At 43.9% G+C, this 17,502-nt stretch carries 27 protein-coding genes; 26 read left to right on the top strand and 1 reads right to left on the bottom strand.

Annotation, left to right across the window (positions count from 1 at the left end):
• The first annotated feature begins 31 nt into the window (after window positions 1–31).
• From G633_RS0109255 to G633_RS0109220, 8 genes are all read left to right on the top strand, one after another.
• Window positions 32–1,450 carry an ABC transporter substrate-binding protein gene (locus G633_RS0109255; protein WP_022769992.1) on the top strand — a complete coding sequence of 473 codons (1,419 nt, stop codon included), beginning with the start codon at window positions 32–34 and terminating at the stop codon, window positions 1,448–1,450.
• Window positions 1,451–1,534: 84 nt separating this feature from the next.
• Window positions 1,535–2,422, top strand: coding sequence for a carbohydrate ABC transporter permease (locus tag G633_RS0109250; protein WP_022769991.1), 888 nt, complete (start codon window positions 1,535–1,537; stop codon window positions 2,420–2,422).
• A gap of 1 nt (window position 2,423) precedes the next feature.
• Window positions 2,424–3,275, top strand: a complete 852-nt coding sequence (locus G633_RS0109245) for a carbohydrate ABC transporter permease (RefSeq protein ID WP_022769990.1) — start codon at window positions 2,424–2,426, stop codon at window positions 3,273–3,275.
• 2 nt (window positions 3,276–3,277) lie between these two features.
• The gene (locus G633_RS0109240) at window positions 3,278–4,021 is read left to right on the top strand and encodes a response regulator transcription factor (RefSeq protein ID WP_026519739.1); all 744 of its coding nucleotides are present in this window, start codon (window positions 3,278–3,280) and stop codon (window positions 4,019–4,021) included.
• A 9-nt stretch (window positions 4,022–4,030) separates the two neighbouring features.
• Window positions 4,031–5,167 carry an N-acetylglucosamine-6-phosphate deacetylase gene (gene nagA / locus G633_RS0109235; RefSeq protein ID WP_026519738.1) on the top strand — a complete coding sequence of 379 codons (1,137 nt, stop codon included), beginning with the start codon at window positions 4,031–4,033 and terminating at the stop codon, window positions 5,165–5,167.
• Between the two features lie 136 nt (window positions 5,168–5,303).
• Complete coding sequence (locus G633_RS0109230; RefSeq protein WP_026519737.1) at window positions 5,304–5,519, top strand: hypothetical protein; 216 nt, start codon at window positions 5,304–5,306, stop codon at window positions 5,517–5,519.
• Window positions 5,520–5,530: 11 nt separating this feature from the next.
• Entirely contained in the window at window positions 5,531–6,766 is a 1,236-nt protein-coding gene (locus G633_RS0109225) for an AfsR/SARP family transcriptional regulator (RefSeq protein WP_051200087.1), read from the top strand.
• Between the two features lie 155 nt (window positions 6,767–6,921).
• On the top strand, window positions 6,922–7,644 hold the full coding sequence (locus tag G633_RS0109220; RefSeq protein WP_242838855.1) for a GTP pyrophosphokinase: 723 nt from the start codon (window positions 6,922–6,924) through the stop codon (window positions 7,642–7,644).
• A gap of 70 nt (window positions 7,645–7,714) precedes the next feature.
• On the opposite strand, the gene G633_RS0109215 is transcribed toward G633_RS0109220, so the two are convergent.
• A complete protein-coding gene (locus G633_RS0109215; protein ID WP_022769981.1) occupies window positions 7,715–8,578 on the bottom strand; it encodes a class I SAM-dependent methyltransferase in 864 nt (287 codons plus the stop codon).
• Window positions 8,579–9,092: 514 nt separating this feature from the next.
• Between G633_RS0109215 and rpsJ the strand changes: the two genes are divergently transcribed.
• The 18 genes from rpsJ (at window position 9,093) to rplR (ending at window position 17,502) form a co-directional block, all read left to right on the top strand.
• The gene (gene rpsJ / locus G633_RS0109210) at window positions 9,093–9,404 is read left to right on the top strand and encodes a 30S ribosomal protein S10 (RefSeq protein ID WP_013279995.1); all 312 of its coding nucleotides are present in this window, start codon (window positions 9,093–9,095) and stop codon (window positions 9,402–9,404) included.
• 161 nt (window positions 9,405–9,565) lie between these two features.
• A complete protein-coding gene (gene rplC, locus G633_RS0109205; protein ID WP_022769980.1) occupies window positions 9,566–10,249 on the top strand; it encodes a 50S ribosomal protein L3 in 684 nt (227 codons plus the stop codon).
• Between the two features lie 26 nt (window positions 10,250–10,275).
• Complete coding sequence (gene rplD / locus G633_RS0109200) at window positions 10,276–10,899, top strand: 50S ribosomal protein L4 (protein WP_022764353.1); 624 nt, start codon at window positions 10,276–10,278, stop codon at window positions 10,897–10,899.
• Window positions 10,899–11,198: a 50S ribosomal protein L23 gene (rplW, locus tag G633_RS0109195; RefSeq protein ID WP_022764354.1), complete on the top strand. Its 300-nt coding sequence runs from the start codon at window positions 10,899–10,901 to the stop codon at window positions 11,196–11,198. The genes rplD and rplW overlap by 1 nt, the downstream gene beginning before the upstream one ends.
• A gap of 95 nt (window positions 11,199–11,293) precedes the next feature.
• Window positions 11,294–12,136 (top strand): 50S ribosomal protein L2, encoded by an 843-nt coding sequence (rplB, locus tag G633_RS0109190; protein ID WP_022764355.1) that lies wholly within the window; start codon window positions 11,294–11,296, stop codon window positions 12,134–12,136.
• Between the two features lie 11 nt (window positions 12,137–12,147).
• Entirely contained in the window at window positions 12,148–12,438 is a 291-nt protein-coding gene (gene rpsS / locus G633_RS0109185; RefSeq protein ID WP_022764356.1) for a 30S ribosomal protein S19, read from the top strand.
• A gap of 31 nt (window positions 12,439–12,469) precedes the next feature.
• Window positions 12,470–12,865: a 50S ribosomal protein L22 gene (gene rplV, locus G633_RS17975; RefSeq protein WP_022764357.1), complete on the top strand. Its 396-nt coding sequence runs from the start codon at window positions 12,470–12,472 to the stop codon at window positions 12,863–12,865.
• A gap of 19 nt (window positions 12,866–12,884) precedes the next feature.
• Window positions 12,885–13,556, top strand: a complete 672-nt coding sequence (gene rpsC, locus G633_RS0109175) for a 30S ribosomal protein S3 (protein ID WP_022764358.1) — start codon at window positions 12,885–12,887, stop codon at window positions 13,554–13,556.
• Entirely contained in the window at window positions 13,556–13,987 is a 432-nt protein-coding gene (gene rplP / locus G633_RS0109170; RefSeq protein ID WP_022769978.1) for a 50S ribosomal protein L16, read from the top strand. The genes rpsC and rplP overlap by 1 nt, the downstream gene beginning before the upstream one ends.
• Window positions 13,984–14,193 carry a 50S ribosomal protein L29 gene (gene rpmC / locus G633_RS0109165; RefSeq protein WP_022764360.1) on the top strand — a complete coding sequence of 70 codons (210 nt, stop codon included), beginning with the start codon at window positions 13,984–13,986 and terminating at the stop codon, window positions 14,191–14,193. Before rplP ends, rpmC begins: the two co-directional genes overlap by 4 nt.
• A 37-nt stretch (window positions 14,194–14,230) precedes the next feature.
• The gene (gene rpsQ / locus G633_RS0109160; protein WP_013280005.1) at window positions 14,231–14,485 is read left to right on the top strand and encodes a 30S ribosomal protein S17; all 255 of its coding nucleotides are present in this window, start codon (window positions 14,231–14,233) and stop codon (window positions 14,483–14,485) included.
• Between the two features lie 21 nt (window positions 14,486–14,506).
• Complete coding sequence (rplN, locus tag G633_RS0109155) at window positions 14,507–14,875, top strand: 50S ribosomal protein L14 (RefSeq protein WP_022764361.1); 369 nt, start codon at window positions 14,507–14,509, stop codon at window positions 14,873–14,875.
• Between the two features lie 12 nt (window positions 14,876–14,887).
• The gene (rplX, locus tag G633_RS0109150; protein ID WP_022764362.1) at window positions 14,888–15,217 is read left to right on the top strand and encodes a 50S ribosomal protein L24; all 330 of its coding nucleotides are present in this window, start codon (window positions 14,888–14,890) and stop codon (window positions 15,215–15,217) included.
• Between the two features lie 22 nt (window positions 15,218–15,239).
• Complete coding sequence (rplE, locus tag G633_RS0109145) at window positions 15,240–15,779, top strand: 50S ribosomal protein L5 (protein ID WP_022764363.1); 540 nt, start codon at window positions 15,240–15,242, stop codon at window positions 15,777–15,779.
• 21 nt (window positions 15,780–15,800) lie between these two features.
• A complete protein-coding gene (locus tag G633_RS0109140; RefSeq protein ID WP_022764364.1) occupies window positions 15,801–15,986 on the top strand; it encodes a type Z 30S ribosomal protein S14 in 186 nt (61 codons plus the stop codon).
• A 171-nt stretch (window positions 15,987–16,157) separates the two neighbouring features.
• The gene (gene rpsH, locus G633_RS0109135) at window positions 16,158–16,559 is read left to right on the top strand and encodes a 30S ribosomal protein S8 (RefSeq protein ID WP_013280010.1); all 402 of its coding nucleotides are present in this window, start codon (window positions 16,158–16,160) and stop codon (window positions 16,557–16,559) included.
• A 15-nt stretch (window positions 16,560–16,574) separates the two neighbouring features.
• A complete protein-coding gene (gene rplF / locus G633_RS0109130) occupies window positions 16,575–17,114 on the top strand; it encodes a 50S ribosomal protein L6 (protein WP_022764365.1) in 540 nt (179 codons plus the stop codon).
• 19 nt (window positions 17,115–17,133) lie between these two features.
• Entirely contained in the window at window positions 17,134–17,502 is a 369-nt protein-coding gene (gene rplR, locus G633_RS0109125; RefSeq protein WP_022769976.1) for a 50S ribosomal protein L18, read from the top strand.

Here is a 17,502-nt window from a genome sequence, read left to right as displayed (position 1 = left end):
CATAAGGGTATGCGCAGAAGGGAGAGAAAGTATGAAACTTAAAAATCTGACAGCAGTGCTCATGACAGCAGTTATGACTATTGGTATGGTCGGCTGCGGAAGCACAGCACCCGAGGCACCGGCAGCAGAGGCTCCTGCAGCAGAAGCTCCTGCAGCAGAAGCACCAGCAGCAGAGGCAGAGGCACCGGCTGAGACTACTGAGCCTTCAGGCCCGGTTGAGATCACTGTAACTACTACCTTTGCAGGTGAGGATTCCAATGCACAGAATTACAAGAATGCTGTTGCAGACTGGGAAGCGGCTACAGGAAACACAGTAAGTGATACTTCAGCAACTTCAGATGAGACCTTCAAGACAAGGATCATCACAGACTTTGAGACAGGTTCAGAGCCTGACGTTCTGTTCTTCTTCAACGGAGCAGATGCAAATGATTTCGTTAATGCAGGCAAGGTTGTTTCAATCGATGACATCAGAGCAGAGTTCCCTGAGTATGCATCAAACATGAACGACGACCTCATCGCAGCATCTCCTGCAGATGGCAAAAAGTACGCAGTTCCTGTAAACGGATACTGGGAAGCAATGTTCGTAAACACAGAAGTTCTTGACGCTGCAGGCGTAGCAATGCCCGGCGCAGACTATACATGGGATCAGTTCCTTGAGGACTGCCAGAAGATCAAGGATGCAGGATATGCTCCTATCGCAGCAGCTCTTGGAAACATTCCTCATTACTGGTGGGAGTTTGCAATCTTCAATCAGCAGACACCTGACAACCATCTTGACATCCCCGGCGCAGCAGATGATACAACAGGCGCTCAGTGGGTAGCAGGACTTGAGGATATCAAGGACCTTTATGAGAAAGGCTTCTTCCCTGATAACACTCTTTCAGCAACAGATGATGAGACTTTCGCTATGTTCACAGACGGCAAGGCAGCATTCCTTCTCGACGGTTCATGGAAGGTTGGCGGTATTGTTGGTTCATGCCAGTCAGATCCTGAGGATCCAAGCACAATCGACGCTGATAAGCTCAGCCACTTTGATGTAACTTACTTCCCCGGAAAGGGTAACAGAAAGACCACAGATATGATCGGCGGACTTTCAATGGGTTACTACATCACAACCAAGGCTTGGGAAGATCCCGACAAGAAGGCAGCAGCAGTCAGCTTTGTTGAGCACATGACAAGTGATGAGGTGGTTCCTTTATTCGCACAGCACACAGCTTCAGCTCTTAAGAATGCTCCAGCTGTTGACGAGACACAGTTCAATGCACTTCAGGTTAAGGCTATGGCTATGATGAGTGGTGTTACATCTCTTACAGGCGCTGTACAGGATCTGTTCAACGGTGACTGCAGAGTATCAACATTCGATGGAATGCCTGACATCGTAGTAGGCAACGTTTCTGCAGCAGATGCAGTTCAGGAAGGTATTGATGTCTACAAAGACACATTAGAGTAATTTAGAACTTTATTTCCTTTGAATCCTGTTTCGGCCGGCAATACAATAAGTATTCGCCGGTCGAAACTATAAGAGGGGTTACTTATGTCTAACATATACAAGAGTAAAAAGTATGTCTTTCTATTTCTTGCGCCTGCGTTTCTGTTCATGATCATCTATCTTTACTATCCGTTTTTTGTAAACATATACGGCAGCTTTCGCGGCATCAAGAATCTCGGAACATTCGGAACAAAATGGAATACACCGTGGTATGAAAACTATGTGAAGCTAGTGACGGATCCTGTTGTCAGAACTTCACTGAAAAATACATTTATAATGATCATCGCCACAATCGTGGGACAGGTAGGAATAGCTCTTTTACTGGCTATTCTTGTTGATAATATCGAGAGAGGAACTCAGTTCTTCAGGACTGTTTACTTCTTCCCCATCGTTATTTCCGCTACCGCACTGGGACTTCTCTTTAACCTTATCTTTCTCTATGACAAGGGTATGCTTAACCAGTTCCTTGAGCTCTTTGGACGGACTGAGCTGATAGACTGGAAGGGCGAGAAGCTGGCCATCATGACCATGATGATCCCTGTTGTGTGGCAGTATGTAGGTTTTTATTTTGTAATACTTCAGACCGGACTTAACAACATCTCTCAGGAACTCTATGAGTCGGCTGCCATTGACGGCGCTACAAGATTTCAGAGAGTGTGGTATATATCGCTTCCGCTTCTTAGAAATGTTCTGTGTACATGTCTTACCCTGGGAGTTACCGGAGCCCTTAAGGTATTCGATCTTCCTTGGACAATGTTCCCCAAGGGAATGCCACTTAAGGAGACCTTCCTTACCGGTACCTACATGTACTATCAGACCATGGAGGCCAAGAACGTTGACTATGGTGCAACCCTTGCGGTTCTTATCGTTGTGCTGGGAGTAGTGCTCTCAAGACTGACAAGGCTGGTATTTAAAGAAAGCGAGGACTTCTGATATGAAAAGAAATAAAGTCGGGCTCGCATGTCTTTATATCCTTCTTAGCGCGTGGGCTCTAACAACCATATATCCTCTGTTCTGGGTTTTGGAAAACTCCTTTAAGGCCAAGGACAAGATCCTTGCAAAGAGCTTTGCTCTGCCGGTAGGTGACCTGTTTACACTTGCTAACTACAAAAGAGCTTTTGACAGACTTGATATCGGACACGCCTATATGAACAGTATATTCATTTCCGGCTGTGTTACCGTAGGAGTTATGATCCTTGCAGGTCTTGCATCTTTTGCTCTTGTAAGATTTGATTTTAAGTTAAAAAAGCTTATGCATACCCTGGTAATTGCAGCAATGATGTTCCCGGTATTCTCCACCATCATTCCTGTGTACACCATGGAATCAAGCTGGCACATAACCAATACATCAAGCTGGATACTCAACATGGTATCCGTTATACTGCCACAGATTGCAGGTAATATGAGCTTTGCTATAATAGTGCTCATGGGATATGTACAGTCTCTGCCTCTGGAACTTGAGGAAGCAGCACACCTTGAAGGCTGCTCAATTCCTCAGATCTTCTTCAGGATCGTGGTTCCTCTTGGCAAGCCGTCATTTGTGACCGTAGCAATATTCTCATTCCTCTGGAGTTACAACGATCTGTTTACTCAGATGTTCTTCCTTAGAAGACCCGAGATGCAGGCCATCACAAGGCTTCTTAATGAGCTGACCTCCAAAGAGGGAACCAACTACGGACTGATGGCGTCAGCTGTTACGCTGGTTATCATTCCCGTTATTGTAGTGTATATCTTCCTGCAAAAGTATATAATTAAAGGGATGACAGCAGGTGCCGTAAAGGGTTGAGTATGTATAAAGTACTTATTGTTGATGATGAGCCCGTTATCGCAGAGGGCCTTAAGAAAATAGTTGACTGGGAGAAATACAACTGCGTTGTAGCAGGTACTGCCTCCTCAGGTAAAGAGGGGCTTGCCATGGTAGAAAAGTGCCAGCCGGATATTCTTTTTACTGATATAAGAATGCCCGGAATGGACGGTCTTACCATGCTGGCAGCTCTGCGCTCTGAGCACAAGAATCTTCAGGTGATAATACTTACCGGGTATCGCGACTTTGACTACGCAAGAGAAGCTCTAAACCTTGGCGTATTCAGATATCTGGTCAAGCCCTCCAAGATGAAAGAGCTAGATGAAGCCATGGAGAGTCTCTCAGAGAGACTTGCCGGCGCTTCAGCTTCGGAACAGGAGTCCACTGCGGACGACAATACAACAGCTAACAACTTTATCGTCAAGCAGGCCATCAGCTACATTGAGCAGCACTATAAAGAAAAACTCACGCTAACTGATGTTGCCGAGAAGGTTTACGTCAGCCACTGGCATTTGAGCAAACTCCTTAACAGTACCGGCAAGAGCTTTTCCGATGTTCTCAACGAGATCAGGATCGAGAATGCAAAAGAGCTCATGGAGGATTCATCACTTCATATAGCCGATATTTCCGACAGAGTGGGCTTTGCCGATACAGCTCATTTCTCAAGGGTATTCAAGAAATACACCGGAATGAGTGCCAATGAATACAGAAACAAATTTTTGAGGTGAAAAGCAGGAATGAAGATTACAGGTGCAAGTGTTTTTGGAGAAGACAGAAATTTTCATGAAAAAGACCTCTATGTAAAAGACGGGCTTATTGCAGATGGCCCTACTGATGGCGAGGAAGTGATTGATGCCACCGGGTGCGCAGCTATTCCCGGACTCATAGACATCCATTTTCACGGAGCAATGGGAGAGGATGTATGCGACGGAAACGCAGAGGCTTTCGAAAAGATTGCTGAATATGAGGTATCACGCGGCGTTACAGCCATATGCCCCGCTACGTTGACACTCCCTGTCGAAGACCTAAAGCACGTGCTATCTCTGGGAGCAGAGTTTGCTGCTAAGGGAAACGATAAGCTATCTGATCTTGTGGGCTTTAACATGGAAGGACCTTTTATAAGCCCTGTTAAAAAAGGCGCACAGAATGCAGAGTTTATAAAGAAGTGCGATCCTGCCATTGTGGATGAGTTTTACGAGGCGTCGAAAGGTCTTTTGAAAATAATAGGACTTGCGCCTGAGGAAAACCCTGACTTTGAGAAATACATTGAAGCAGTAAAGGACAAGGTTATTATATCTCTTGCACACACGGCTTCGGATTATGAGACAGCCATGAAGGCTTTCGGAGCCGGTGCATGTCACGCAGTTCATCTATACAACGCCATGACGGGAATGAGCCACAGAGAGCCCGGAGTTGTAGGTGCGGTGTTTGATTCAAAGCATGTTACGGCAGAGCTTATCTGCGACGGCATTCATATTCATCCGGCAGCAGTGAGGGCAACCTTTGAGATGATGGGACCGGATAGGATGATCCTTATAAGTGACAGTATGAGATCCACCGGAATGCCTGATGGAGAGTACGATCTGGGCGGACTTCCTGCCATAAAGAAGGGCAGAGAAGTAAGGCTTAAGGACGGAGGAGCCATCGCAGGATCGGGAACAGATCTTATGGACTGCCTGAGGACTGTGGTGCTGGATATGGGGCTTCCACTGGAAGTGGCCGTGGCAGCAGCTACCGTTAATCCTGCAAAGCGCATCGGAATCTATGATAAATACGGAAGTTTAGAGCCCGGTAAGTTGGCGGATATAGTTCTTTTGAATAAAAAAGATCTCTCAATTAATACAATTTTTAGAAAAGGATCACCCATCGGGTGATCTTTTTTATGCTAAAATATCATTTGACGACAAAAAAAGTACAATTCTCGACAAGTTTATGATTTGAAATTTATTTTCATGATATGCTTAAAATGAAAAAAAGGAATTTCATTTATGAAGCCAAGGGGGCATTTTCATGGAAAAGAGAATATATGATGAGAACGGTCTTTTGGTCGTAAAGGAAAACTATTGCTGTGAACACTTTGAACCGGATGACGGGGCGCTGGTTCCTATGAAAGAGTGTTGGTGTTGTAAGTGGTCAAACTTTAGAACAGAGAATAGAAACGGTACTAGTGAAACCTTAAGTGTCTGCAATTATGTGGGTAATACCAACGTAGCAGTTAGTAAATAGGGGAATCCTTTATGGAACGAGGGGATAAGAGTATATTACAAGTAAATATGTTTGGTGGGCTTGCGATTAATTATGAGGGTAAGAACATATCAATCGGCAAGAACAAGACAGCGAAGTATGTTCAGTTATTGGAGATCGTGTGGCTTAGCGGAGATGCCGGCATTCAGAAGGAACAGCTGACCAGCATCCTTTATGATAGAGAAGAGCAGTCAAACCTTAGCAACAGCTTCAATAACCTCATATATCAGCTTCACAAGCAGATCAAGAAGTCAGGTCTTCCGGATCACGATTATGTGGTCAACAAAGACGGAATCTTCTTTGCTGATGATGCGATAGAGATTGATTCCGATGTCCTCAGGTTTGTTCATTATATAGAAGAAGCCAGAGCGACAGACGATGAAGCTGAGATGATCTCTTTATACAGAGCAGCCTTTGACGAATACAAGTCAGAAGTGCTTCCGGAGCTTGCGACGCAGGAATGGCTCATAATCAAGAGCGTTCAGTATCAGAAGATGTATGCTGAGGCAGTTGTTGCCCTGGGTTCATACTATGAGAAGAAAAAAGATTTTGAAACCATGCATCGCATCTACAAGAAAGCTGCTGAACTTTATCCTGATGACGAGTGGCAGATCGGTGAGATCAATGCACTTATCGGAATGGATGCTTTCAAGGAAGCCTACGCTGTATATGATGAGACTGTAAGGTATTATACTGACGAGCTGGGAGTTACTCCAAGTAATGACCTTCTTGAGTGTTATGACAAGATGAGTCGTCAGATTACCAATACACCCGGCAAGATCCTTCAGATCAGAGATGGAATTCTGGAGCACCGCGGTGCTGTTGCCGGCGATGATGACGGAGCTTACGATTGCTCATACCCGAGCTTTATCGATGCTTATCATATTCTTAGTCGTAACATGGAGAGAAGCGGACAGTCAGTTTATATGATGCTTCTTAATATAGTAGACTACGAAGGCAAGAGGATTACCAACGCAGCCAAGCTTGAGACAAGGGCTAAGCTTTTGCAGGAAGCAATAGCGCTTACCCTTAGACAGGGCGATACCTTCTGCAAGTACTCGGCATCACAGTACTTACTTCTTCTGGTTGGAACCAACAAGGAGAGTTGCAAGACTGTATACAGAAGGCTGCTTAACAAGTTTAAGCTTATAGCAGGTCCAAGGACAGAGCTTGAGTATAGCGTTGTATCTTTGGCAGATCTGCCGGACAGACTGGCAGAGGCCAAGTAAACAATAGAAATATTGTGGTTTTTTATGAGGAGAAAATTCCGCGTGGCTTTTAGTCATGCGGTTTTTTCTTGAATTCTTAATAGTTCGTTCACATATAACCCGGCGGATTATTGTATAATTCATATTAGTGAAATACCAGAAAGGAAGTGGATGAAGTGACGGTAGATCACCAGAATAGCGGAGATTTAAAATATAAGCCTATACCCGGAAGCGCAGATCCTTTAGACGACGAAGTCACACAGATCGATATAGAGAAACTCCTCAGGAAAAGAGATCTTACAGATGATTTCAAGATCCTTATGATGAAGTACGACTGTGCGCTTACAGAAGTAAGGACAAGACTTGGAATACTCAACAAAGAGCTCTCCCTGAGAAATAAAAGAAACCCCTTTGAGTCCATCAAGATGAGACTCAAGACTCCGGTAAGTATCTTTTACAAGCTGGAGAATAAGGGTGCTGATTTCAACATCGAGAATATCAATAAGTACCTGTCGGATATTGCAGGAATCAGGGTTATCTGTTCCTTTGTAGATGACATCTATATGCTGGCCGACTGCCTTGAGAGACAGGATGATATCAGGATCCTTCAGCGCAAGGATTATATTGAGACTCCCAAGGATACAGGATACAGAAGTCTTCACCTTATCATTGAAGTTCCTATTTACCTCACAGAAGAGAAGGAATACATGAAGGTAGAGGTTCAGTTCAGAACAATAGCAATGGACTTCTGGGCAAGCCTTGAACATGAGATGAAGTATAAAAAAGACATCGAGAACGCCGAGGTCATAACCGAGGATCTTAAGTTCAGTGCAGACCTGATCAATCAGATCGATATGCGAATGCAGCAGATCAGAGATAAGATTGATGAGTCAAAGTAGTATAGAGTTTGTTCTATATAATAATGAAGGATGCGTGAGAAGTTCACGCATCCTTTTGTTATGGATCAGTTTATCTTGCTGTCCATCTTCCGCTGGCTCCGCAGGGGAGGATAAGACCATTGCTCTTTACAGGAAGGCCGATTTCTTCTGCCTCAACTTCACCCTTATGGATTGGATCAAGGACAGTGTGAAGCATATAGGAAAGAACTGCCGGCTGAAGCCCTGTTGTATATGAATTAATAAGGAAGAAGAGCGGATTGTCGGAAAGAAGCTGGGATGAGAGTTTGATAAAAGGGAATACGCTGCTCTCAATCTTCCATATCTCACCCTTTGGCCCTCTTCCATAGGAAGGAGGATCCATGATGATGGCATCGTACTTATTGCCTCTTCTTATTTCTCTTTCCACAAACTTGGTGCAGTCGTCCACCAGATATCTGATGGGTGCTTCTGCCAAACCTGATGAAGCTGCGTTCTCTTTTGCCCAGGCAACCATACCCTTGGAGGCATCAACGTGTGTAACGCTGGCGCCGGCCTTGGCAGCTGATACTGTGGCTCCTCCGGTGTAAGCAAAGAGGTTGAGAACCTTGATTGGACGATCTGCCTTCTTTATTAATGAAGAGAACCAATCCCAGTTGGCTGCCTGTTCAGGGAAAAGACCTGTGTGCTTGAAACTGAAGGGCTTTAAATTAAAAGTAAGATTTCTGTAGGTTATTGACCACTCCTCGGGAAGGTTATGAAACTCCCATTCACCGCCGCCCTTGTTGCTGCGGTGATAATGGCCGTTGGGTTTCTTCCAGCCGATATGTCTTTTGTCCGTATTCCAGATTACCTGGGGGTCGGGACGAACCAGAAAATAATCACCCCATCGCTCAAGCTTCTCACCTGTTGAGGTATCTATGACTTCATAGTCTTTCCAATTGTCTGCTATCCACATATTTTTTCTCCATAGAATAGTTCTTTTCTTTATTAAATATGATATACTAAATCGATTTTTGTGACAAATGCACGAAACATAATACATCTATATATGGTCAGAGGCTATACGGATAGGGTAATAGGTTAAAATACATCAAGAAAAACCGCTATAAAAGGCTGATTTTGTATTAAAAGTGATTAATTTTCAAAAACTTGTTGCATATGCACAAAAAATGTTTTATACTAACAAACGCTGTGACATGATAGCTATGAAGCGTGAGGTTGCTGCTTATCCAGTTGAGCAGGTTTTCCGTGGAGCGAATGTCTAGAGGCCGGAATAATGGCCAAACAAACTGACGACAAGTCACTGTACAGACAATTGTAAGTCTGCCTACTAACCCAAAGGCAGAAACGACGTGTAGATAGTTCCAAGGCCTTACTTTGTGATAAGGGTCAGGACACACACGGGAGAGTGTACAGTCACCGCTTGTCGTACTTAGATCAAAAAGTGCGAAAAGGAGGCGACTTTTTTTATGGCAAATCAGGTAATGAGAATTACTCTTAAGGCTTATGATCATCAGCTTGTTGATGCATCAGCCAAGAAGATCATCGAGACAGTCAAGAAGAACGGATCTCAGGTTAGTGGACCAGTGCCTCTTCCTACTAAGAAGGAAGTTGTTACAATCCTCAGAGCGGTTCACAAGTATAAGGATTCCAGAGAGCAGTTCGAGCAGAGAACTCACAAGAGACTTATCGATATCATCACACCTACATCAAAGACAGTTGAGGCTCTTCAGAGACTCGAGATGCCTGCAGGTGTAAACATCAACATCAAGATGAAATAATTCATCTTTGATAATAGAAACAATCAATTCACCTCTACTAGTATGATGCGAGACGCATGATGCCGTGAAAAACTGGAGAATTGTCAATCGTTGCAGACAATTAAAGCGACATTGCGAATGAAGTAAGCATCCGCTGTAGACGTAATAAGGAGGTAAAAAACATGAAGAAGGCTATTTTAGCTACTAAGGTCGGAATGACCCAGATCTTCAAAGAAGATGGTTCACTGGTTCCTGTAACTGTTCTTCAGGCAGGACCATGCGTAGTAACACAGATCAAGACAGTTGAGAACGATGGTTACAGCGCTGTTCAGGTTGGATTTGTTGACAAGAAAGAAAAGGTTGTTAACAAGGACAAGAACGGAAGCAAGACAATCTACCACCGTCACGGAGCAACAAAGGCTGAGCAGGGACATTTCAAGAAGGCTGGAGTTTCTTGCAAGAGATATGTAAGAGAGTTCAAGTTCGAGAATGCTGCTGATTATGCACTTGGTGCTGAGATCAAGGCTGATATCTTCGCAGAAGGCGACAAGATTGATGCAACAGCTGTTTCAAAGGGAAAAGGATTCCAGGGTGCTATTAAGAAGAACGGTCAGCACAGAGGACCTATGGCACACGGTTCCAAGTTCCACCGTCATCAGGGTTCTAATGGTTCCAGTTCAGATCCCAGCCGCGTATTTAAGGGCAAGGGAATGCCTGGTCACATGGGCAGCGTAAAGGTAACAGTTCAGAATCTTGAGGTTGTAAGAGTAGATGCAGACAAGAATCTTATTCTTGTAAAGGGCGCTATTCCTGGACCTAAGAAGGGACTTGTTGCTATCAAGGAAACCGTAAAGGCTGAAAATTAATTAAGCGCGAAAGGAGGACCATACAGATGGCTAATGTATCTGTTTACAATATGGAAGGCAAAGAAGTTGGCAAGATCGATTTAAACGATGCTATCTTCGGAGTTGAAGTAAATGAACATCTCGTACACATGGCAGTTCTTCAGCAGCTCGCTGACAAGCGCCAGGGTACACAGAAAGCAAAGACACGTTCTGAAGTTTCCGGAGGCGGAAGAAAGCCTTGGAGACAGAAGGGAACAGGTCACGCAAGACAGGGATCTATCAGAGCTCCTCAGTGGAAGGGCGGCGGAGTTGTATTCGCTCCAGTTCCAAGAGATTACTCTTTCAAGATGAACAAGAAGGAGAAGAGAGCTGCACTTAAGTCTGCACTTACAGACAAGGCTCAGAACAACAACCTTATCGTAGTTGACGAGCTTAAGTTCGATGAGATCAAGACTAAGAAGTTTGCAGAGGTTATGAACAACCTCAAGGCTACACGTAAGGCACTTGTAGTACTTGCTGACAACGATCAGAACGTAGTACTTTCAGCAAGAAACCTTGCAGAGGCAAACACAACACTTACAAACACACTTAATGTTTATGATATCGTAAACGCAAGAACACTCGTCCTTACAAAGGATGCAGTAGCAAAGATAGAGGAGGTGTATTGCTAATGGCAGCATTACAGTATTATGACGTAATCCTTAAGCCTGTTCTTACAGAGAAGAGTATGAACGCAATGGCAGATAAGAAGTACACTTTCCTTGTTAATCCTGAAGCTAACAAGACACAGATCAAGGAAGCTGTAGAGAAGATGTTCGAGGGAACAAAGGTTAAGAAGGTTAACACCCTCAACGCTGACGGCAAGATGAAGAGACGTGGCATGACAATTGGTTTCACAGCTAAGACTAAGAAAGCAATCGTTCAGCTCACAGAGGACAGCAAGGACATCGAGATCTTCCAGGGACTCTAATTTAAGAACTGATGAATATACGTGCGAATCCAATTTGAGTCCGGGATTCAGCGCACAGCGCCGGGCACGTGATAAAAACAAAAGGAGAAATAATCATGGGAATTAAGAAATACGGCCCATATACCCCATCCAGAAGAAACATGACTGGATCTGATTTTTCAGAGATCACAAAGAGCACTCCTGAGAAGTCACTCATTGTTTCAAAGAACAGCAAAGCTGGTCGTAACAATCAGGGTAAGATCACAGTAAGACATCGTGGATGCGGCGGCAGAGTTAAGTACAGAATCGTTGATTTCAAGAGAAACAAGGACGATATGCCTGCAAAGGTTATCGGAATTGAGTATGATCCTAACAGATCAGCAAATATCGCACTTATCCAGTACGAGGATGGCACAAAGGCTTATATCCTTGCACCTAACGGATTAACAGATGGCATGACAGTTATGAACGGTGCTAACGCAGAGATCCGTGTTGGTAACTGCCTCCCACTTTCACAGATTCCTGTCGGTGAAAACGTACACAACATCGAGCTTTATCCTGGAAAGGGCGGCCAGATGGTTCGTTCAGCAGGAAACGCTGCACAGCTCATGGCTAAAGAAGGTAAGTACGCAACACTTCGTCTTCCTTCAGGCGAGATGAGAATGGTTCCTATCGAGTGCAGAGCAACAATCGGTGTTGTAGGAAATGGTGATCACAACCTTATCAACTATGGTAAAGCCGGACGTATTCGTCACATGGGCATCCGTCCTACAGTTCGTGGTTCTGTTATGAACCCTAACGACCATCCACACGGTGGTGGAGAAGGAAGAGCTCCTATCGGACGTTCTGGCCCTAGCACACCTTGGGGTAAGCCAGCTCTTGGTTATAAGACACGTAAGGCTAAGAAGGCTTCCAACAAGCTCATCGTAAGAAGAAGAAACGGTAAAGCCATCAAATAAGGAGGAATAAAATGTCTAGATCACTTAAAAAGGGACCTTTTGCAGACGCAAGCCTGCTTAAGAAGATAGATGCTATGAACGCAGAGGGCCAGAAGCAGATTATCAAGACTTGGTCACGTCGTTCTACAATTTTCCCGTCTTTTGTTGGACACACTATCGCTGTTCATGACGGAAGAAAGCATATTCCTGTATATGTTACTGAAGATATGGTTGGACACAAGCTCGGTGAGTTCGTTCCTACCAGAACCTTCAAAGGACATGCTGGAAATTCTCCCGTTGAGAGAAAGAGCAGCATAAACTAATTAGTTATTCAATGAAAGGAGGTCTACTAACGTGGAAAAGGAAATTAAGCATAGATCACAAATTAAAAGAGCAAGAAATCGTGACAATAGAGAGACAAGACCTTTTGCTAAGTTATCTTACGCAAGAATACCAGTTCAGAAGGCATGCTTCGTAATGGACGCTATCAGAGGAAAGGATGTTGAGACTGCACTTGCAATCCTTGCATACAATCCAAGATATGCATCAAGCGTTATCTACAAGCTCCTTAACAGCGCTGTAGCAAACGCTGAGAACAACAAGGGTATGAACAGAGCTAATCTCTATGTTGCTGAGTGTACAGCAAGCAACGGCCCTATCATGAAGAGAATTCAGCCTAGAGCACAGGGCAGAGCTTACAGAATCAACAAGAGAATGAGTCATCTGACTGTTGTATTGGACGAGAGATAATTGAAAGGAGAACCAAGTAATGGGACAGAAAGTTAATCCTCATGGCCTCAGAGTTGGTGTTATCGCTGACTGGGATTCAAAGTGGTATGCTGAGTCATCAGATTTCGCTAACAATCTGGTTGAAGATTACAATATCAGAAAATTTCTGAAGAAGAAGTTATATGCTGCCGGTGTTTCTAAGATTGAGATCGAGAGAGCATCAGACAGAGTAAAGGTTATCGTATACACAGCTAAGCCCGGTGTTGTAATCGGTAAGGGCGGTGCTGAGATCGAAGTAACAAAGAAGGAGCTTTCAAAGCTCACAGACAAGAAAGTTCTTGTTGACATCAAAGAGATCAAGAAGCCTGATAAGGATGCACAGCTTGTTGCAGAGAACATTGCACAGCAGCTTGAGAACCGTGTATCTTTCAGAAGAGCTATGAAGTCTTGCATGAGCAGAACAATGAAGACAGATGCCCTTGGTATCAAGGCTTGCTGCTCAGGACGTCTTGGTGGCGCAGATATCGCTCGTTCAGAGTTCTACAGCGAGGGAACAATTCCTCTTCAGACACTCAGAGCAGATATCGACTATGGTTTTGCTGAGGCTGACACAACTTACGGAAAAGTTGGTGTTAAGGTATGGATCTACAAGGGTGAAGTACTTAAGTCAAAGGCAGTTGAGAATTCAGATAAGGAAGGGAGCGATAAATAATGTTAATGCCAAAGAGAGTTAAGCACCGCAAGCAGTTCCGCGGTTCAATGGCTCATAAAATCACTCGTGGTAACACAATCACTTATGGTGAGTACGGAATTGTTGCGCTTGAGCCTTGCTGGATCAATTCAAACCAGATCGAGGCAGCCCGTGTAGCTATGACACGTTTCATCAAGCGTGGTGGTCAGGTATGGATCAAGATTTTCCCTGACAAGCCAATCACTTTAAAGCCTCTTGGAACACGTATGGGTTCCGGTAAGGGTGCAACTGATAGATGGGTAGCTGTTGTTAAGCCTGGTCGTGTAATGTTCGAAATCGGTGGAGTTGCCGAGGCCGATGCGAGAGAAGCTCTTCGTCTTGCGACACACAAGCTTCCTTGCAAATGCAAGATCGTTTCAAAGGCTGATTTGGAAGGCGGTGTATCTAAATGAAGACAAATAAGTATGTAGAAGAGCTTCTGGCTAAGTCATCAGAAGAGCTCCAGACAGAGCTTGTAACAGCTAAGAAGGAACTTTTCAATCTGAAATTCCAGAACGCTACAAACCAGCTGGATAATACAGCAAGAATTAAAGAAGTAAGAAGAAATATTGCAAGAATCCAGACTGTAATCACACAGAATGCTAAGGCTGCTAACTAAGCCGGTGTTAGCCTAAATCTAAAAGGAGAAATTGATCGTGGAAAGAAATTTAAGAAAAACGCGTGTTGGTAAAGTAACAAGCGATAAGATGGACAAGACCATCACAGTTTCCATTGAGGACCATGTTAAGCACCCTCTTTACAAGAAGATCGTAAAGAGAACCTATAAGCTTAAGGCTCATGACGAGAACAACGAGTGCCGTATCGGTGACACAGTTAAGGTCATGGAGACAAAGCCAATCTCCAAGGATAAGAGATGGAGACTTGTATCCATTATTGAACGTGCAAAGTAATTCGAAAAAAGGAGAAATATCATGATTCAGCAGGAAAGTAGACTTAGAGTCGCTGATAACACAGGTGCTAAAGAGCTTCTTACAATCCGTGTTATGGGTGGATCTACAAGAAGATATGCGAGAATCGGCGACACAATCGTAGCTTCTGTTAAAGAAGCAACACCCGGCGGAGTTGTAAAGAAGGGTGATGTTGTAAAGGCTGTTGTCGTTCGTACTGTTAAAGAGACACGTCGTAAGGACGGTTCCTACATCAGATTTGATGAGAACGCTGCTGTTGTTATCAATGAAGATGGTACGCCTAAGGGAACACGTATTTTTGGACCAGTAGCTAGAGAGCTTCGTGAGAAGAAGTTCATGAAGATTCTTTCTCTTGCTCCTGAAGTATTATAAGGAGGCGCCTAGATGTCAACAAGTAAGATCAAGAAGGGCGATACTGTAAGAGTAATCGCTGGAAAAGAGCTCGGCAAGGAAGGCAAGGTTCTTTCTGTTGATGCTAAGAACGGAAGGGTAGTCGTTGAGGGCCTTAACAAGGCTACAATACACGAGAAGCCTTCAGCAAAGAATCCTAATGGCGGAGTGGTAGAAAGAGAAGCTGCTCTTGATATCTCAAACGTTGTTTATCTTCATAAGGGACAGCCTACCAAGATCGGATTCAAGGTTGAGAAGGACGAGAATGGTAAGGTTGTAAAGAAGAATCGTGTTGCTAAGAAGACTGGCGACATCATCGACTGATAAGGAAAGGAGGTAAATTACGTTGAGTAGATATAAGGATTTATACAAGAATGAGATCGTTGATGCTATGACAAAGAAGTTCGGTTACAAGAATGTAATGGAAGTTCCAAAGCTCGACAAGATCGTTATCAATATGGGTGTTGGAGAAGCAAAGGAGAATGCTAAGCTTCTTGAGAACGCTGCAAATGATATGACCATTATTTCCGGTCAGAAGCCTGTTATCACAAAGGCTAAGAAGTCAATCGCTAACTTCAAGTTAAGAGAGGGTATGCCTATCGGATGCAAGGTAACTCTTCGTGGTGATAAGATGTACGATTTCCTTGATCGTCTCGTAAACCTTGCACTTCCTCGTGTACGTGACTTCAGAGGAATCAATCCTAACTCTTTCGACGGAAGAGGTAACTATGCTCTTGGTATCAAGGAGCAGCTCATCTTCCCTGAGATCGAGTATGACAAGATTGATAAGACAAGAGGTATGGATATCATTTTCACAACAACTGCTAAGACAGACGAAGAGGCTAGAGAGCTTCTTACACTGTTCAATATGCCTTTTGCAAAGTAATTAAGGAGGAAATAAGACACAATGGCTAAATTATCCATGAAGTTGAAACAGCAGATGAAACCAAAGTTCTCTACACGTGCTTATAACCGTTGTAAGATCTGCGGTCGTCCTCATGCTTATCTTAGAAAGTACGGAATCTGCAGAATTTGCTTCCGTGAGCTTGCATATAAGGGCGAGATTCCTGGTGTAAGAAAAGCATCTTGGTAAGCTGCGTTCCGCAGCACTTATTGTGACTCTGGGATGGGAGTCACGTATATTAAAAATAGTATTACTCTTTGTGAAATGAGAAACACATAAGCGCGCATTGCGGCTTCGTGTCTCTGCTCAATTCGGGGAGTAGTAAGGCGAAGCAAAAATAATTAAGGAGGCAAATTTAAAATGGCAATGAACGATCCTATTGCAGATATGCTTACAAGAATTCGTAACGCAAATACTGCAAAGCATGACACAGTTGATGTTCCTTCTTCAAAGATGAAGCTTGCAATTGCAAACATTCTTCTTGAGGAGGGTTATATTAAGAAGCTTGATGTTGTTGAAGATGGCGCTTTCAAGAATCTTCACATCACTCTTAAGTACGGTGCTGACAGAAACGATAAGGTTATCACAGGTCTTAAGAGAATCTCAAAGCCTGGTCTTCGTGTATACGCAGGCAAGGATGAGCTTCCCAGAGTATTAGGTGGTCTTGGTATTGCAATCATTTCTACAAACCAGGGCGTTGTAACTGATAAAAAGGCAAGAGAGCTCCAGGTTGGCGGCGAAGTTCTTGCATTCATTTGGTAAATTGGAGGTACGGGCATGTCACGAATTGGAAAAATGCCAATCGCAGTTCCTGCTGGTGTAACAGTAGAAGTTGCAGAAAATAATAAGGTGACTGTAAAGGGACCTAAGGGAACCCTTACAAGAGTATTCCCTGCAGAGATTTCTTTCGAGCAGGAGAATGGACAGATCGAGGTTAAGAGACCAGACGATCAGAAGAAGACTAGAGCATTACATGGTCTTTCAAGAAGCCTTCTCAACAACATGGTTGTTGGTGTAACAGATGGTTTCGAGAAGAAGCTTGAGGTTAACGGTGTAGGTTACAGAGCTGCTAAAAACGGCAAGACACTCTCTCTGACACTTGGTTATTCACACCCTGTAGAGCTTGTTGATCCTGAAGGAGTTGAGACAGTTGTAGAGGGACAGACAATCACAGTTAAGGGAATTGACAAAGAGGCGGTTGGCCAGCACGCTGCTATCATCAGAGAAAAGAGAGCTCCAGAGCCTTATAAGGGCAAGGGAATCAAGTATGCTGATGAAGTTATCAGACGTAAAGTTGGTAAGACCGGTAAGAAATAATTAAGAAGGAGAGTGCACAATGGTTAGTAAGGAATCAAGATCAAAAGTACGTGCTAAAAAGCACATGAGAATCCGTAATCGTTTCAGCGGCAGTGCTGAGAGACCTAGACTCGCAGTATTCAGAAGCAATAACCACGTATATGCTCAGGTTATTGATGACGTAAATGGCACAACACTTGTATCTGCTTCAACTCTTGAAAAGGATATCAAGGCTGAGCTCAAGAATACAGACGACATCGAAGCAGCAACAAAGATCGGAGATGTTGTAGCAAAGAGAGCATTAGAGAAGGGTATCAAGGCCGTAGTTTTTGATAGAGGCGGTTATATCTATCATGGTAAGGTTAAGGCTCTTGCTGATGCAGCCAGAGAAGCTGGCCTGGAATTCTAA

Source organism: Butyrivibrio sp. FCS006 (genome assembly GCF_000424525.1).
In the GTDB taxonomy this organism is placed as follows: domain Bacteria; phylum Bacillota; class Clostridia; order Lachnospirales; family Lachnospiraceae; genus Butyrivibrio.
The sequence above is the reverse complement of the archived record's forward strand: the minus strand, read 5'-3'. Positions and strand labels throughout refer to the sequence as shown.

Coding starts and splice junctions, on each gene's coding strand:
- G633_RS0109245 (WP_022769990.1), top strand. CDS start 2,424: ATGAAAAGAAATAAAGTCGGGCTCGCATGTCTTTATATCCTTCTTAGC.
- rplD (WP_022764353.1), top strand. CDS start 10,276: ATGGCTAATGTATCTGTTTACAATATGGAAGGCAAAGAAGTTGGCAAG.
- rplC (WP_022769980.1), top strand. CDS start 9,566: ATGAAGAAGGCTATTTTAGCTACTAAGGTCGGAATGACCCAGATCTTC.
- rpsJ (WP_013279995.1), top strand. CDS start 9,093: ATGGCAAATCAGGTAATGAGAATTACTCTTAAGGCTTATGATCATCAG.
- G633_RS0109225 (WP_051200087.1), top strand. CDS start 5,531: ATGGAACGAGGGGATAAGAGTATATTACAAGTAAATATGTTTGGTGGG.
- rpsC (WP_022764358.1), top strand. CDS start 12,885: ATGGGACAGAAAGTTAATCCTCATGGCCTCAGAGTTGGTGTTATCGCT.
- G633_RS0109255 (WP_022769992.1), top strand. CDS start 32: ATGAAACTTAAAAATCTGACAGCAGTGCTCATGACAGCAGTTATGACT.
- G633_RS0109250 (WP_022769991.1), top strand. CDS start 1,535: ATGTCTAACATATACAAGAGTAAAAAGTATGTCTTTCTATTTCTTGCG.
- rplR (WP_022769976.1), top strand. CDS start 17,134: ATGGTTAGTAAGGAATCAAGATCAAAAGTACGTGCTAAAAAGCACATG.
- rplB (WP_022764355.1), top strand. CDS start 11,294: ATGGGAATTAAGAAATACGGCCCATATACCCCATCCAGAAGAAACATG.
- nagA (WP_026519738.1), top strand. CDS start 4,031: ATGAAGATTACAGGTGCAAGTGTTTTTGGAGAAGACAGAAATTTTCAT.
- rplW (WP_022764354.1), top strand. CDS start 10,899: ATGGCAGCATTACAGTATTATGACGTAATCCTTAAGCCTGTTCTTACA.
- rplX (WP_022764362.1), top strand. CDS start 14,888: ATGTCAACAAGTAAGATCAAGAAGGGCGATACTGTAAGAGTAATCGCT.
- G633_RS0109240 (WP_026519739.1), top strand. CDS start 3,278: ATGTATAAAGTACTTATTGTTGATGATGAGCCCGTTATCGCAGAGGGC.
- G633_RS0109230 (WP_026519737.1), top strand. CDS start 5,304: ATGGAAAAGAGAATATATGATGAGAACGGTCTTTTGGTCGTAAAGGAA.
- rplF (WP_022764365.1), top strand. CDS start 16,575: ATGTCACGAATTGGAAAAATGCCAATCGCAGTTCCTGCTGGTGTAACA.
- G633_RS0109215 (WP_022769981.1), bottom strand. CDS start 8,578: ATGTGGATAGCAGACAATTGGAAAGACTATGAAGTCATAGATACCTCA.
- rpsS (WP_022764356.1), top strand. CDS start 12,148: ATGTCTAGATCACTTAAAAAGGGACCTTTTGCAGACGCAAGCCTGCTT.
- rplP (WP_022769978.1), top strand. CDS start 13,556: ATGTTAATGCCAAAGAGAGTTAAGCACCGCAAGCAGTTCCGCGGTTCA.
- G633_RS0109140 (WP_022764364.1), top strand. CDS start 15,801: ATGGCTAAATTATCCATGAAGTTGAAACAGCAGATGAAACCAAAGTTC.
- rpsH (WP_013280010.1), top strand. CDS start 16,158: ATGGCAATGAACGATCCTATTGCAGATATGCTTACAAGAATTCGTAAC.
- rplN (WP_022764361.1), top strand. CDS start 14,507: ATGATTCAGCAGGAAAGTAGACTTAGAGTCGCTGATAACACAGGTGCT.
- rpmC (WP_022764360.1), top strand. CDS start 13,984: ATGAAGACAAATAAGTATGTAGAAGAGCTTCTGGCTAAGTCATCAGAA.